The organism is Alteromonas sp. ALT199, from assembly GCF_018619335.1.
Taxonomy (GTDB): domain Bacteria; phylum Pseudomonadota; class Gammaproteobacteria; order Enterobacterales; family Alteromonadaceae; genus Alteromonas.
This window is the reverse complement of the sequence record NZ_JAHHDX010000178.1, coordinates 24,827-39,735: the sequence shown is the minus strand read 5'-3', so window position 1 is coordinate 39,735 and position 14,909 is coordinate 24,827. Positions and strand designations below refer to the sequence as shown.

The window sequence follows — 14,909 nt, the reverse complement described above, 5'->3', positions numbered from 1 at the left end:
GATCCATAGACTCTTAAAAATTTCCACGCTAGCCATCAAATTACCCAGACCTCAATCAAAAAATTAGAAGAGCGAAATTGATAACTATTACGCTCTTTCAATGAAATCACGTACTACTTACATTGATAAAAGCTTAACAATATCTTTCTCAATGACTTGCGGTTTAACAGTAGGCGCATAGCGTTTTAGCACTTTTCCCTGGGCATTAACTAAAAATTTAGTGAAATTCCATTTGATACGCTTGGTACCTAAAAGGCCAGGCGCATCGTGCTTTAAAGCTTCAAATAGAGGGTTTGCATCAGGCCCGTTTACATTCGTTTTTTTAAAAAGCGGAAACGACACACCAAAATTTAAACTACAAAATTGTGCGATATCACTATCGCTACCGGGCTCTTGATGCCCAAACTGATCGCAAGGAAAGCCTAAAACTTCGAAGCCCTTATCGTTATATTTTTTATAAAGTGCTTCTAGACCCTCATATTGAGGGGTAAAGCCACATTTACTCGCAGTATTAACGATAAGCAAAACTTTTCCTTTATATTGCTCAAGGGTTGTTTGTTCGCCGTTGTTTAACGTAATAGGGTGTTCGTAGAGTTCCAAAGCAATATTCCTATGTTTTTGTTGTTATTAAGTCTGTTACTCTTAGGTAATTCAAACATCTTTGTTAAGTATCTAGAGTATATTCTGTATGAGCAATTTGAAAGTGAGTTTTTTGGGTTTAGGTGTGATGGGGTTCCCTATGGCAGGGCATTTAAGCAAAGCTGGCTATTCGGTCACTGTGTATAATCGTACCGCTCAGAAAGCAAAAACCTGGTTAGACACCTATGGTCAATCTGATGCAAAGGTAAGTGCTTGCAATACCGTTGCTGAAGCGTGCCAAAAAGCTGATATTGTCTTCATGTGTGTAGGTAATGACAATGATGTGAGAGAAGTCGGTACGCAGGCATTAAAAGTGATGAAACCGGGTAGCGTATTAGTTGACCATACAACCGCATCGGCAGATGTCGCTAGAGAACTCTATGCTAGTAGTAAAAATCAACAAGTTGGTTTTTTAGACGCCCCAGTTTCTGGAGGGCAAGCAGGTGCTGAAAATGGTCAACTGACTATCATGGTTGGCGGTGATGAAGCGATATACAGTAATGTCGAGCCGGTAATGTCACATTATGCTCGCCATAGCCAATTACTAGGTAAAAGCGGTAGTGGTCAACTGGCAAAAATGATGAATCAAATCTGTATTGCAGGTATTGTCCAAGGTTTGGCCGAGGCGCTACATTTTGGCGAACGAGCGGGTCTTGATTGTAATTCGGTAATCGATGTTATCAGTAAAGGCGCAGCGCAGTCGTGGCAGATGGAAAATAGAGCAAGTACTATGCTAAATAACACCTTTGATTTTGGTTTTGCTGTCGATTGGATGCGTAAAGACTTGAGTATTGCATTGGATGAAGCCCGTAAAAATGGTTCGACACTAGCGCTTACCGCGCTGGTTGACCAATATTATTCTGACGTACAAAAACTTGGGGGTGGCCGCTGGGATACGTCCAGTTTGCTTACTCGGTTAAAGTAGTAGTCTCGTTTCTGTTAGAAACTGTAAAGGCAATTTGTTGACGCAAGTACTTTAAAAAAACTAAAGTGCTTGCTCCTGAGCCGCTAAAGTGAGTTGTTCCAAACGAGCTTTGTTTGTGTCGTTTAAGGGTAAAGAGGTAATGTTTTCGAGTAAGCGACTTATACTAAACTTCCGGTATACCGCTGTATCTGCTTCAATCATGCATTGAAGTAAGTTTAAGGCAAAAGCTGCGGTGGTAGGAGAAAGTTGAAAAGCATCGTAAAAATGCTTCATTGCCTTTTCAAACAATCCTTCAATAAAAAGCTGGGTACCGGTTTCATTAATAGAAATAGCCTGTTGGTGATTCAACCCTAATCGTTCTCCACCGGAAAATATTAACTCGTCGTTCATCACCTGTTCAGATATGGCCTGTAGTTCTGCATTTTTTTGCTTAGCTATTAACAATAGCTCACCCGCTTTACGTTCATCGCCAAGCTTATGATGGACCTTTGCAGCAATAACCAATATAGATGGTTCGGTTCGCAAATAATTATCGACGTGGTCAGCTTCAAGTAAGTGTTCTGCTTTTTCTAAATCTCCATCTAATACAGCCGAAAACGCCAGAAGGTAATCTCTTTTTTGCAAAGTTTGTGGGTCACCTTGGCTTCTCCCGGCAATCCCTACTAATTTCCTCGCTTGAGATAAACTCTCTTCTCTATTGGTTTCAGGTGACTCTTCAGCCAAAAATAAGTAAAACTCGGCTAATTCAAAGGTGAAATCGTTAAACCTGTCTTTAGCACTTCGGTGCATAGCACGTTTTTTTTGCAAAAGGTCGATGGCCTCAACAACCTTGTCCTGTTTTTGATAAGCAAGGGTTTTAAGTTTGGCGGCGGGCAAACTCAATTCACTAAATTTTATCTCGTTTAGATATTTCTCCACCTGATCGTAAGAGTTTTGTTCAAAGGAGATAGAGGCTAGCCATTCAAACGCCTTATCGCGTGCCAAGCTTGAGTTTACCATTTGGCTTAAATGATTTTTACAGTGTGGCCATTGCCCTGACGCGTATTGGCATTTTATTTTGCCCCATTGGGCCCACAATACTTTGTCGCTGCGAGTCAGCACATCATCATAAATGTTCAACGCTCTTTGTATGTCGCCATTTTCATAAAGAAGTCGCGCGTAAAGTTTTCGTATATCCGCCACTAGGCGAGGGGGAATGCCTTCAGAAATCTTGGCGCGTACAACGCTAATAGCTCTCTCTAATTGTTTATTGTCTAATGAGTGTAAAACGTTTTTGACAAAATCACGGTATTTCAAATAGTGATTAATTTGGCGAGTTAACGAAGCAATAGTATAGGGCTTGATGAGTAAAACATCGGGTTGAAGATCCATAATCCGGCCGATTATTTGTGGAGAGCGGTCTGAGGTAAGAAAAATTATTCCCGTACTCGGTCGAATAAACCCCGCCTCGCGCAAACTTTGTACCCATTCAACACCCGTTTTGCCTTGTCCAAGGTGGTAATCCATTAACAACAGCTCGAAGTTTTGTTTTTTTAGCGCTGCCTTTAGTTCAATACCGGAAGCAAAGCTACTTACCGCCAAATTCGCAATAGACATAAGGTGTCCTCGAAGCGCGGTTCGGGCGGTAGCATTGTCTTCTACTATGGCTATTCTAAATTCCACGGCGATCATATGAATAATATAAACTAAAGCTAGCTTATCAGCGGCTAAGAAAAAGTGCATTATTAAAAAGGATAAGTTTTGTATACCAGCACTAGCTTCAGAAACAAACTGAGTTTCTCGTCACAAAATATTTACGTTGCTCACCCATAATTTTAAATAAATTTTTACCTTTACGTTTACGTAAGGGGTAGGTATTAGTTATTGTATTTAGAAAGCAACTCAGTTGAAGGTATGTCTAATGAACTTTGAATTAACCGATGATCAATTAGCCTTTGAAGAAACCGCCCGTCAATTCGCCCAACAAGAACTGGCGCCAAATGCTGCAATGTGGGATCGAGAGCATCATTTTCCCATAGAGGCGATTAAAAAAGCAGGCGAGTTAGGTTTTTGCGGCTTATATGCGCCTGAATGTGCGGGAGGCCTTGGCTTATCAAGACTCGATTCTTCCATTATCTTCGAACAGCTTTCAATGGGGTGCACCACCACTACAGCCATGTTAACCATCCACAATATGGCCACATGGATGATTGCAACATGGGGCACCAGCGTAGTTAAAGACATGTGGTGCGAACAGTTAGTCGCTGGAGACAAGCTTGCGTCCTATTGCTTAACTGAGCCAGGCGCGGGGTCAGATGCGGCTTCGCTAAACACAAAGGCGACGAAGGCTGACGGTGGGTATGTACTAAATGGATCTAAAGTGTTTATTTCTGGCGCAGGAAGTACAGATGTACTTGTCGTTATGGCGCGTACTGGTGAAGATGGCCCGAAGGGCGTGTCTGCATTTGCAGTGCCAGCGAATGCAGACGGCATTGAATATGGCAAAGCAGAAGAGAAAATGGGGTGGAATGCTCAGCCTACACGAATGATTACGTTTGATAATGTAAAGCTTGAATCAAACTGGCTGCTTGGTGAAGAAGGTGAGGGCTTTAAAATGGCCATGCAAGGACTTGATGGTGGCCGAATTAATATTGCTACCTGCTCAGTGGGCACGGCACAACAAGCGCTAAACGTTGCTCGTGACTACATGAACGAGCGTGAGCAGTTTGGTAAACCTATTGCAGGCTTTCAGGCACTCCAGTTTAAGTTAGCTGATATGGCGACAGAGTTAGTTGCTGCTAGACAAATGGTGCGTATGGCAGCGTGTAAGTTAGATAATAATGACGCAGATAAAACGACTTACTGTGCTATGGCTAAACGCTTTGCTACCGACGTGGGCTTCAATGTATGTAACGAAGCACTGCAGTTGCACGGTGGATACGGATACATTAAAGAATATCCGTTAGAGCGTCATTTTAGAGACGTACGTGTTCATCAGATATTAGAAGGTACCAACGAAATCATGCGAGTGATCATTGGACGTCGTTTACTCTCAGATGAGCGAAGCGTTCTTTAACACGCTTTTTTATTCAGTTAGGCGAATACGTTTCAATACATGAACAATGGAGAAAAGTAGGTATGTCAGAGATGGAGTCAGTGGTCATTGTTGATGAGTTAAAAACATCTAACGGCGACTTTACAATAGGCCGTTTAACGCTCAATAAGCCGAAGGCCCTAAATGCGCTGGATTTAACGATGGCTGAAATCATGCTTAAGGCGCTTCAGCAATGGCAAACGCGTAGCGATGTTGTAGCTGTGACAATAGATGCAGCCGGTGGTAAGGCATTTTGCGCTGGTGGTGACATTGTATCTATGTATCGTTCGATGGTGGAAGCACAAGGCCATATTCCCCAATTCTTAGAAACGTTTTTTGAAACGGAATACACCTTAGACTACACCATACATAATTACAGCAAACCCATTATAGTGTGGGGTAGCGGTATTGTGATGGGAGGCGGTATGGGCCTGTTATGTGGAGCAAGCCATCGCGTAGTAACCGAAACGTCGCGTCTAGCTATGCCAGAAATCACAATTGGATTATACCCAGACGTGGGTGGGAGCTACTTCCTTCCTCGCTTGCCTGGAAAATCAGGTTTGTTCTTAGGCTTAACAGGCGGACAGATGAATGGCGCTGATGCACGTTTTGTCGGCCTAGCGGATGCGCTAGTAGCTAGCTCAGAAAAAGACGCTTTACTACAAAAGCTTTCTGATTATTCATGGAATGAAACAGATGGCGTTAATTTTGCTGAAGCCGTATCAGAGATTCTTGATTCGTTACAAGCGCCGGACACCTTACCTAGCAGCAATGTAGAACCTAATATGGCGCTCATTGATGACTTGTGTTCACCTGATAACGTAACCGACATAGTTAATGCCATTCTAGGCGCCGATATGAGCCAAGATAAATGGTTGTCTAGGGCACAAAGCACTCTGGCGAAAGGCTCTCCAATAACTATGCATTTAGTGTATGAGCAGTGCAAGAGAGGGGCAAATATGACCCTTGCCGACTGTTTTAGAATGGAAGCTGATATGTCTTGTCGCTGCGGTGAAAGTGGCGAATTTCAAGAAGGCGTAAGAGCACTATTGATTGACAAGGATATGTCGCCCAAATGGAAATACGAAAATGTAGAAGATGTGCCGGAGGAAGTAGTCGACCATTTCTTTACCTCTCCATGGCCTGAAGACAAACACCCGTTATCAGGGCTTTAAGAGCTTCGTTTTTCGCAAAACACACTACAAGGGTAATAACAAGCAGGCGTAAACTAGAGCAAACCTGCTTAGATGGTTTAGCTCTAGTAACGTTTAGTACCCTCAGCAATATTGTAGTCCTTTATTGCCGTGAAGGTATCGATTTTGATATCCTTTTCGGCAAATCCAAAACAACAAAGATCTTATCATGTGGCACTGCCCACTTTGTAAATCATCAATCGCGCTAAATGCAACGCCAATTCGCTGTGAAAATAATCATAGCTTCGATAAAGCAAAATCTGGCTACGTCAACTTATTACCTGTGCAGTTCAAAAAATCGAAACTGCCGGGTGACGATAAGGAAATGGTAAAAGCGAGAAGAGAATTTCATCAGCTAAATACTTACAAACCGTTGAAAGACAGGTTAGTGGAATTAGTAGACATCTTGCTTAGTGAAACGAGTACTGAAAATAACTTGCATGAGGGAGTGTCTAAACAGGTGCTCTCTGTTTATGATGCAGGCTGCGGAGAGGGAAGCTATTTAGATGCAATAGTGCAGGGGCTTTCTTTTAAAGGGTTTTCTATTGAGGCTGCGGGAAGTGATATTTCTAAAATAGCCGTTGAATTAGCCGCTAAAGCTTATAAACAAGCGCAGTTTGTTGTAGCAAGTAGCTTTGATTTACCTCTAAAAGATAACACGCATAATGTAGTGATGCAGGTCTTTGCACCTGGCAGTAATGACGAGTATCAAAGAGTACTAAAAAATGAAGGTTTACTCGTTACCGTAGACCCTGCTCCGAAGCATTTATTTGAGCTTAAGAAGCTGGTATACGACACGCCGAGACTGCATCAAGTCAATGACGAACCGAGAAGCGGCTTCACCCGTGTTCACGATGAAGAATTTTCATTTCCCATCAAATTTGAAAGCGAAGATCACAGGTTAGCGCTTATAAAAATGACACCTTTTTACTGGAAATTGCCACAAGGCAAAATTGAATCTATCGTTACTTCTTTAGATTGTGTAACCGCAGACTTTCATATCCAGCTCTGGCGAAAAGAAGCATCTGTTGTTAATGGAAAAGTAGAGAGTCGTTAACTAACAAAAAGCGTGGTTTTTTCGACCGAGGCGGCGTTATTAATGTCGACCACAGCTAAGTGAGCTCAGTTCGTCTCACAGCGTGACTCGGTTACAACACTGCTTTAAATTACGCATAAACAGTTACGCGTAACCCAAGGTTTTTTTTAAGTGTTTGATTTTTATATTGTAGATATAAGTAGTTGCAGCGATAGGTTGGACTGTCGCTGCAGTATGAATTCGTTAGTTCTGCGTGGAAAAACGCGATAAATGTTTGATAGCCTGACTAAGTAAATCAACATTCAACGTATCTTTACTGCGTTTACCAGTAGATAAGTCACTTATTTCATAACTTCCGTTACTTAGTACATCTGTACGTTTATTCTCATGGAATACGACAATCCGTTCACCTGAGGTGCTAACTAACCAAGGTCGTGATGGTGCCAATAAGTTTTGCCCAGTTGAATAAAATGTAGACGGTGCATTACAGCCTAATGCGCTCAAAATGGTGGGGGCTAAGTCTTCCGTGCTAGCGAGTTTAGCTTTGATTTTAAGCGTACTGTATAGCGTACCTTTACCACCTTCACTGCCAAAACCTGTTGCTATAATTACGTCATGTTTTCTATCTAACGTATTTTTCACATACCCCTCAATGTCAGCACTATTCATAAAAGCAATGTGCAGACCTTCGTGCCCATTAGTTAAAGGTTGTAAATAGCCAGACAATTGAGGAAGGGGTAAGGCAATATCACTATGAATAGAAACTGGCATTCCAGAACCTAGAGGAAGTGCTAGCAACACAGGGCGCTTTTTAGACAACGCATCCTGATAAATCTCGGGCACGCCAAACAAGGTTGCTGTCATTAAACCTTCGACGCTGCTCGCGGTTGAATAGTAATTAGCCACTTTATTCAACGCCACACCTTCAAGCTCGCTTAAATTCAAGGTGTTATCATCGTCTAGCTGTACTACTACAGTAAGGTTTTTATTGGTCTCAATAGAACAATAAACGGGTTCGGCAGGATAGGTAATATTGTGAATGTCTGGGTTAAATTGTAGTTGCTTCCGTTCTTCATAGGCTGCTAAGTCAAGCAAACCGTAGCGCGACATGGTGGTTTTAGCCGTCGCGGGATAGGAAATTGGAAACATGTTGTCTTGGGCAATAATGGGTTGATACAACTTGGCATCAGCCCAAACGTGTATAGCGTGACTGGTAACAAAGCAGCTTACGAAAAAGGTAGCGACGGGTATTCCTACTTTGTAGCGAGTAAAGCGTTCAACACGCTTCCAAATAGCATTAGCTAAAACCAACTGGAAACCAAGCCAAACAACGAAAAGCAAGAACAAGAAAGCCCATTGTTGCCAACTCTCTATAGCTATTGTTGATTGCGCTTCACTGCGCAGTAAATCGGCGGCGTGAAAACTTATATGAAAGCCGGTGCGATTAAATAGCAGCGCATCAAACGCCAAAAGCGCTAAACCTACAGCAGCGATTATGGACGCGCTTGCCTTAATGACCCTAGGGTTATTTACTAAATAACAAAGGGGGAGAATAAAAATGACAAAGCCAAAGAAGGTCATAAAACCAATATGACCGAACCAATTGGCTAATAGATACAAGGTGCCGACACCTGTGCCAGGCATAGGTGATGAGAAAACAAAAATCGAGGCAATAACAATGGCGATGATAATATTCGCCAAGGCAAACCAATGCCCCCAATTTACCAGTTTAGTAACACGCTGGCGACGAGGTGATTCGGCAAGTATCATGCAATCCCTTAGCTTTTTGTTACGCTTTTCTTAAGTACGTCGGCAAACTGTGTTGCCATGGCTTCGCGGTTTTCAGGGGCTACCTGAGTATTTAAAATGTGCGTAATGACGTTGCCTAACACCATAAGTGAAAGATCGCGGTTTGCACCGCCTTCTTCAAGGGTTAGAATGACATTATTCATTAGCGTTTCGAATTCGTCGTTGCTATAGCGGCTCTGTTGGGGCATTGCTACGCCTCTTTTTTATGATTTCTTTGATAAAAAGAATGGTTTTACACGTAAAATGATTATAATCGTTGTTTGAGTGAGTACAATCATTCATTCTAAAATCCCGCAATTCTTTGGATATTTCTGACACTTTTTAAGCAACAGGACACCTGATACTCTATGAGTGCACTGATTCATCACTTTGTTGTACATCGTTTGATTGTAAACAAGGAAGAGAAAATTGAAGCTATTCCCCGCGATAACTGTTTGGCAGTAACGCCGGAAATTGAGCTTTTAGCCCATCAAATCAACCATAGCTTCAATGCTAAGCCCGGAAAAGGCGTAGGGCATTTTGTCACTGAAGTAACCCGCGAAGCTAAAGTCGAAAACGAAGAAGGCGAAGCGACCACCCAAACAAGTACCGAGAGCGTAGCTGAGTTTGCTGAAGGTCTTAAGCAATATATGAATATTCAAAAAGAGGCGGGTGACAACGTCGAGAACGCGTTTCACGGGTTTTCAGTATCGGCGACAAACCGCTTAGTACGTACTTTAGCTGATACAGGTACGGTAGAAACAGGCTTTCTTATTTTTTGCCAGTATGAATACTTAGCCACACAGTACTTAATGATAGCGCTACTCAATACCCGCTCACATGTTGAGGTTACTAATTCGTTAGACCTATCAGCCCGCGAACATTTAGATTTAGCTAAAATGCAGCTGGCCGTGCGTTTCGATTTAACTCAGTGGGATATTCAGCCAGAGCAACAGCGTTACGTTAGCTTTATTAAAGGTAGAATGGGGCGCAAAGTATCTGATTTCTTCATGCAGTTCGTGGGCTGTGAAGAGCTTGTTGATGTTAAGCAGCAAAATAAGCAACTTATTTCAACGGTCGATGCATATCTTGCCAGTGAGTCGTTAGACCCACAAGAACAGCATCAACATAGAGAAGAAGTTAAATCTTACTTCAAAGAAAAGATTGATGCAGGCGAGAGCTTGTCGGTGGATGAACTGGCAAACCGACTTCCTCAGAATGAAGAGACCAGCAGTAACTTTTCTGCCTTTACCCAGTCTATGGAAGCACCGCTTGAGAAAGAAATTCAGCCCGATCCTGCTGCTTTGAAACAGTTAGCGAAATTTACTGGGCAGGGCGGTGGCATCTCGCTAAGCTTCGATCGCAAATTGATGGGAGACAGGGTGTTTTACGACCCAGCCACGGATACCTTAACTATTCGCGGAATTCCACCAAATTTAAAAGATCAGCTTGATCGCCAATCTTCAATGGACTAGTCGCTGCGAAGCGAAAATAAAAAACGTATACTAGTTAGTAGAAAATAAACTCGATTCAAGGGTGTTATGCAATTATTTGTAAATGATTTGACAGTGATGGATTTCTCTTACCTTTGCCCCAAGCGCGGCATGGTGGGCGAAAGCTGGATTGTTGATGTGATTTTGGACGGTGAACTTAATGAAGAGAGCATGGTTCAAGACTTTGGTCACGTGAAAAAGAACTTAAAGCGACTTATTGACGAGTATGTCGATCACAAGCTTTTAGTCCCTGCTGAATATAGCGGGTCGGAGGTCATTCACGATGATGTGACTGAGCAGGTAGAAACCCGTTTTACCTGCAATGATGGGCGTAGCATTATGTTACATTGCCCGGCTGAAGCGTATGCCTTTGTATATTCAGATGAAATAAATATGGAGTCTGTTGGCGTTTATTTGAAAGAAGTGTTGGCAACACACCTTCCTGAGAATGTTGAAAACATAACGCTGCATCTGCGTGAAGAAATTATCAACTCACCTTTTTATCATTACACTCATGGGCTGAAAAAGCACGATGGTAACTGTCAGCGTATAGCCCACGGGCACCGTTCTCGAATTGATGTTCTTCTTGACGGTAAAGTGAGCATTGAAAGCCAACAATATTGGGCAGACCGTTGGGCTGATATCTATATTGCAACCCGTGAAGATGAAATTGCCTACGGCGACAGAAAGCTTAAAGGTGAAGTAGCAAATGAAGAGGACTACTACTGTTTCGCTTATGAATCTTCACAGGGGTATTTTGAACTACTTATTCCTAAATCAGATTGTGAAGTCATCAAGACCGACTCGACCGTTGAGTGTTTAGCTCAGTATCTTCTTGAAGAACAAAAGAAGCGCACACCTGACGGCGTTTGCCAAATCATTGCCTACGAAGGCGTGGGTAAAGGCGCGACGGTTAAAGGCTAGCGTTAGCAGAAAGCAGTAAAGGATAGGGCATAATATGGCTTCCACACATACTAAACACGCGTTAACTAACCCAATAATCAGCGTAATAACAAAAGCGTTGGGTAATAGGGCACCAAGTGCATTAACGTGTATTTTTGCAATGGGTGTAATTATCACCAGCCCTATCGCAAGCCCTGTTGCGACTGCGGCAGTTGCAACGAATGAAGGCACTGAGGTATCGTCTGACCCGGTCCAAGATAAAAACCCGATTGAGGTTTCGCTAAATGGTAAATTTACCCAAGGCGCCTTGTTACGCGGTCAGGCTCCAGCAGGCGCTACGGTCACTCTTAATGGCGAGCCAGTTCAGACAAACAAGGACGGCAAATTTGTTGTGGGCTTTGAAAGAGAAGCACCTCTTCAGCAACGTTTAGTGGTGACGCTAGATAATGGTAAAACGTGGACACGTGACATTACCCTTGAAAAGCGCGAATACAATATTCAACGCATCGATGGTCTAGAGCAGAAAATGGTTACACCGCCTGCTGAGGTAACCGCTCGGATAAAGAAAGATAACGTTAACGTTGCCAATGCGCGAAGCGGAAATACGAGTTTAGATGCTCTGTTCACCCGTTTTGAGTGGCCAGCCAAAGGCAGAATTTCGGGCGTTTACGGCAGCCAACGTATTTTAAATGGTGTGCCGAAATGGCCGCATTACGGTGTGGATATCGCTAATAAAACAGGTACTCCTGTTTATGCACCTGTGGATGGCGTGGTTACCATGGCAGATGATCTCTATTATTCAGGTAATACTTTGATCCTTGACCACGGCATGCGCGTTTTTTCAACGTTTTTGCATATGGATAGTTTTACGGTTGAAGTGGGTGATACTGTTAAGCAAGGTGAACAAATAGGTACGATTGGGTCAACCGGACGTTCCACCGGCCCGCACTTAGATTGGCGTATTAACTTAGGGAAAACTCGATTAGATCCGCAGACCATAATCTCTGGTTCTCCCGAACAATAAAATCCAATAGATTTTATTGGTTAAAGAAGCATTGAAAAGGCGCCTTCAAGTAAAACTCGAAGGCGCCTTTTTAGTATTCTTTTTAATATTCTTTATAGTATCCTTTTCAGTAATTACGCGTTGCTTTATTTACCTAACCACTGATTGAGCTTCTCTTCATCAGTAATATCAAAATACGCCATTTCTTGTCTAGCCTGAGTAACTTCAAGAGGAACCGTTAAAAGTCGTCCATCGCGAATAAGTGTTATGTTTACCGTTGATTCTTGAGCTGTATCTAGTAAGCGCTGAAGTTTTTGAGCATTAACAATATGACCTTCTAGGGCAATAATGACATCATTTAGAAGAATACCTGCTTTCATCGCGGCAAGACCTTCAAATACCTGAATAACCGTTAGACCAAACGTCGCCGGTTTTAACGTCGCGCCAAGCTGATTTTTAATTGAAGAGTGTGGCGAGGTTCCGCCCTTATCTTCAGCGGACACACGAGCGCGCGCCGCATAATTTAGACCTATTTCAGCTACCAATGAGGCTAATTCAACATCTTCTGTGCCATAAACTACACGGTCTAAATAGTCTGAAACATCAATGCCAAAATGGGTTTCGCATAGGGATTGGATCACGTTATCAGGAGTGCCGCACTCGTCTATGCCATAGTGTTTCCACAGCAGTTGCATTAAATTATCTAAGCTTATTTGGTTGTTTGACCTTTTTCGAAGCAGCAAATCTAATCCCAGAGCGATGATGCCGCCTTTAGTGTAATAACTAACGATATTGTTAGTGGCGCTCGCATCCTGCTTGTAAAACTTTGTCCAGGCATCAAAGCTACTTTCGGCAGCACTTTGTTTAAAGCGCCCCACATTTTGTAAAAGTCGACTGATATTCTGCGCAACAATATCAAGGTATTTCTGTGGCTCAATCATACCGACTCTAGCAAGGGTTACATCATCGTAAAAGCTAGTAAAACCCTCATAAATCCAAAGTTGATTTGTGTATGTTTCCTGAGATAAGTCTGGTTTTACCATCACGCCAGGTTTGATGCGCTTCACATGCCATGTGTGGAAAAATTCATGACTACACAAGCTTAAAAACGTGATGTAGCTGTCAGTTTTTTTCTCACTCTCACCAATTTGAGGAAGATCAAAACGCGGGTATAGAAGGGCGGTTGAGTATTTATGCTCTAAGCCGCCAAAGCCGTTATCAGCAAGCAGCGTCATAAACAAATAGTTGTCGATAGGGTGTGGTGCACCAAACAAATCTAAGTGGTGTTTGCATATCGGCGCTAAGTCGTTTGCTATGCGTTCGTAATCAATGTTGTTGTTACCTGAGAAAAGTAACGTAAAAGTAATGCCATCGACGTCAAAGCTGTAAGTGTCTGCAATGCCCACATAAATAGGATGGTCAATGAGTTCATCGTAATTTTCTTCAATGAAGTGCCAACGAGATGGACTAGTGCTTTCACAGCGAGAAGGCATAGACGTATAAGCTTTCCAGTGAGCGGTTGCTGAATCGCTTTCGTTAAGCTCAATGTCTACTTCACAGGGCGTATTCTCAAACCCAGAAACACGTAAAAATGCACTAGTACCGTTAATAAACGCGTATTGATCGTTTATAAAGGCTGAGCGAATAGATAGGTCATTAGCGTAAACGGTGTAGCGGACAGTACAAGCTTTCCCGTTGGTATCTACTCGCCAAGTTTGTTTGTCGAGCTTGGCTACTGGGAAGCTATCAAGGCGTTCGCTGCTGGCACTTAACGTTATAATGCTTTTAGCAAAGTCTCTCACCATGTAGCTTCCCGGGATCCAACTTGGTAAAGACAATTCTAGCGAAGAGGCGGAATGCGCAGGTACCTGCAGCGTGACATTAAACTGGTGTGCACGCCAATGAGAAATAGTTAACGTATAGTGAAGAACAGAAGGCATAGATCTCCGGAGAATAACCAAAATTAGTGTAATAACTATATCAATCAATCGGGTTAACCCCAATAGCTCGGCCAATACGAAAAGTTATTTTCTTTGATTTATCCGTTCGGCAATCTAACCTAGTGTTGATAAGTTTTTGTTTGATGCGTACATTTAGTGAATTAATGTTAAATCCAGCAATAACAAATAGAAATGGCTGAAAAAATACAAAGTAGTTTAATTAGCGACGATAATTTGGAATCAATGCGCACGCTGGTACCTGGTGACACGGTTGATCTTCAAATTGCTATGCCTGCTGCGCCAAAGCGCGTAAAAACTGATTATATCGGCATGTTGATAGACGATTGTTTGCTTTTTCATATTCCCACTTCAGCAAAGTGGATAACCGTGAGAGACGCACTTACTGTAGGCAATGAGATTGTTGTTCGCTCTGTACTTGAAGGTGATACCGGCCAAGTCATTGCGTTTAAAGTTAAAGTACTCAAATTGCTCTCTAAACCCTCAGGCCTGCTTATTACAAGTTTTCCTAAGCGTGTCGAAAGCATTGGACTTCGTTCGGTTAAACGTGCGCAATTGGGTATATCCGTATCATTAGACGCCGAGGTGTATGAAGATGCTGAAAATGTAACAGGCATAATCATCGACCTAAGCGAGAAAGGCTGTAAGGTGGTATTAAAAGTCAAACCAAATTGGCCGATAATGCTCGATGAAGCTGAAGTTAAACTAAACTATTCGTTAGACGGTAAAGAAGTAGCGCTAACTGCAAAAGTTAAGAATCATAAGCTTGAAAGCGACATGGTTTATTATGGGCTCGCCTTTACTTGTGATGAAAAATTAATAGAAGAGCTGTTGTCCCGACATACATTGTTAACCTAACGGAAAAGGATGTAGGGTTTCCAGAGCTCTTTAGATAATT

Annotated in this window: 13 protein-coding genes; 8 read left to right on the top strand and 5 right to left on the bottom strand. The window is 42.5% G+C overall.

Annotated elements, in window-relative coordinates:
• Positions 1 to 117 precede the first annotated feature (117 nt).
• Positions 118 to 600 (bottom strand): glutathione peroxidase, encoded by a 483-nt coding sequence (locus tag KL866_RS20065; RefSeq protein WP_025255235.1) that lies wholly within the window; start codon positions 598 to 600, stop codon positions 118 to 120.
• An 88-nt stretch (positions 601 to 688) separates the two neighbouring features.
• On the opposite strand from KL866_RS20065, the gene KL866_RS20060 reads away from it, so the two are divergent.
• Positions 689 to 1,564, top strand: coding sequence for an NAD(P)-dependent oxidoreductase (locus tag KL866_RS20060; RefSeq protein ID WP_214996722.1), 876 nt, complete (start codon positions 689 to 691; stop codon positions 1,562 to 1,564).
• Positions 1,565 to 1,624: 60 nt separating this feature from the next.
• On the opposite strand, the gene KL866_RS20055 is transcribed toward KL866_RS20060, so the two are convergent.
• The gene (locus tag KL866_RS20055; RefSeq protein WP_311236165.1) at positions 1,625 to 3,226 is read right to left on the bottom strand and encodes a response regulator; all 1,602 of its coding nucleotides are present in this window, start codon (positions 3,224 to 3,226) and stop codon (positions 1,625 to 1,627) included.
• A 238-nt stretch (positions 3,227 to 3,464) separates the two neighbouring features.
• Here KL866_RS20055 and KL866_RS20050 point away from each other — a divergent pair, with 238 nt between their 5' ends.
• The 3 genes from KL866_RS20050 (at position 3,465) to KL866_RS20040 (ending at position 6,887) form a co-directional block, all read left to right on the top strand.
• The gene (locus KL866_RS20050; RefSeq protein ID WP_214996720.1) at positions 3,465 to 4,619 is read left to right on the top strand and encodes an acyl-CoA dehydrogenase family protein; all 1,155 of its coding nucleotides are present in this window, start codon (positions 3,465 to 3,467) and stop codon (positions 4,617 to 4,619) included.
• Positions 4,620 to 4,681: 62 nt separating this feature from the next.
• Complete coding sequence (locus tag KL866_RS20045) at positions 4,682 to 5,812, top strand: enoyl-CoA hydratase/isomerase family protein (RefSeq protein ID WP_214996718.1); 1,131 nt, start codon at positions 4,682 to 4,684, stop codon at positions 5,810 to 5,812.
• 187 nt (positions 5,813 to 5,999) lie between these two features.
• A complete protein-coding gene (locus KL866_RS20040; RefSeq protein ID WP_214996716.1) occupies positions 6,000 to 6,887 on the top strand; it encodes a putative RNA methyltransferase in 888 nt (295 codons plus the stop codon).
• A 222-nt stretch (positions 6,888 to 7,109) separates the two neighbouring features.
• Here the strand turns inward: KL866_RS20040 and KL866_RS20035 are convergent, their stop codons facing one another.
• Both KL866_RS20035 and KL866_RS20030 read right to left on the bottom strand, forming a co-directional pair.
• On the bottom strand, positions 7,110 to 8,636 hold the full coding sequence (locus KL866_RS20035) for a DUF3413 domain-containing protein (protein WP_214996714.1): 1,527 nt from the start codon (positions 8,634 to 8,636) through the stop codon (positions 7,110 to 7,112).
• A gap of 8 nt (positions 8,637 to 8,644) precedes the next feature.
• Positions 8,645 to 8,863 (bottom strand): DUF1414 domain-containing protein, encoded by a 219-nt coding sequence (locus KL866_RS20030; RefSeq protein WP_025255242.1) that lies wholly within the window; start codon positions 8,861 to 8,863, stop codon positions 8,645 to 8,647.
• A 159-nt stretch (positions 8,864 to 9,022) separates the two neighbouring features.
• Between KL866_RS20030 and yejK the strand changes: the two genes are divergently transcribed.
• From yejK to KL866_RS20015, 3 genes are all read left to right on the top strand, one after another.
• The gene (yejK, locus tag KL866_RS20025; RefSeq protein WP_214996712.1) at positions 9,023 to 10,129 is read left to right on the top strand and encodes a nucleoid-associated protein YejK; all 1,107 of its coding nucleotides are present in this window, start codon (positions 9,023 to 9,025) and stop codon (positions 10,127 to 10,129) included.
• Positions 10,130 to 10,195: 66 nt separating this feature from the next.
• Complete coding sequence (locus KL866_RS20020; RefSeq protein ID WP_025255244.1) at positions 10,196 to 11,071, top strand: 6-carboxytetrahydropterin synthase; 876 nt, start codon at positions 10,196 to 10,198, stop codon at positions 11,069 to 11,071.
• Between the two features lie 139 nt (positions 11,072 to 11,210).
• A complete protein-coding gene (locus tag KL866_RS20015; RefSeq protein WP_251140203.1) occupies positions 11,211 to 12,074 on the top strand; it encodes a M23 family metallopeptidase in 864 nt (287 codons plus the stop codon).
• Positions 12,075 to 12,199: 125 nt separating this feature from the next.
• Here the strand turns inward: KL866_RS20015 and KL866_RS20010 are convergent, their stop codons facing one another.
• Complete coding sequence (locus KL866_RS20010) at positions 12,200 to 13,993, bottom strand: M61 family metallopeptidase (RefSeq protein ID WP_214996708.1); 1,794 nt, start codon at positions 13,991 to 13,993, stop codon at positions 12,200 to 12,202.
• A gap of 192 nt (positions 13,994 to 14,185) precedes the next feature.
• On the opposite strand from KL866_RS20010, the gene KL866_RS20005 reads away from it, so the two are divergent.
• Positions 14,186 to 14,869, top strand: a complete 684-nt coding sequence (locus KL866_RS20005; RefSeq protein ID WP_025255247.1) for a PilZ domain-containing protein — start codon at positions 14,186 to 14,188, stop codon at positions 14,867 to 14,869.
• Positions 14,870 to 14,909 lie beyond the last annotated feature (40 nt).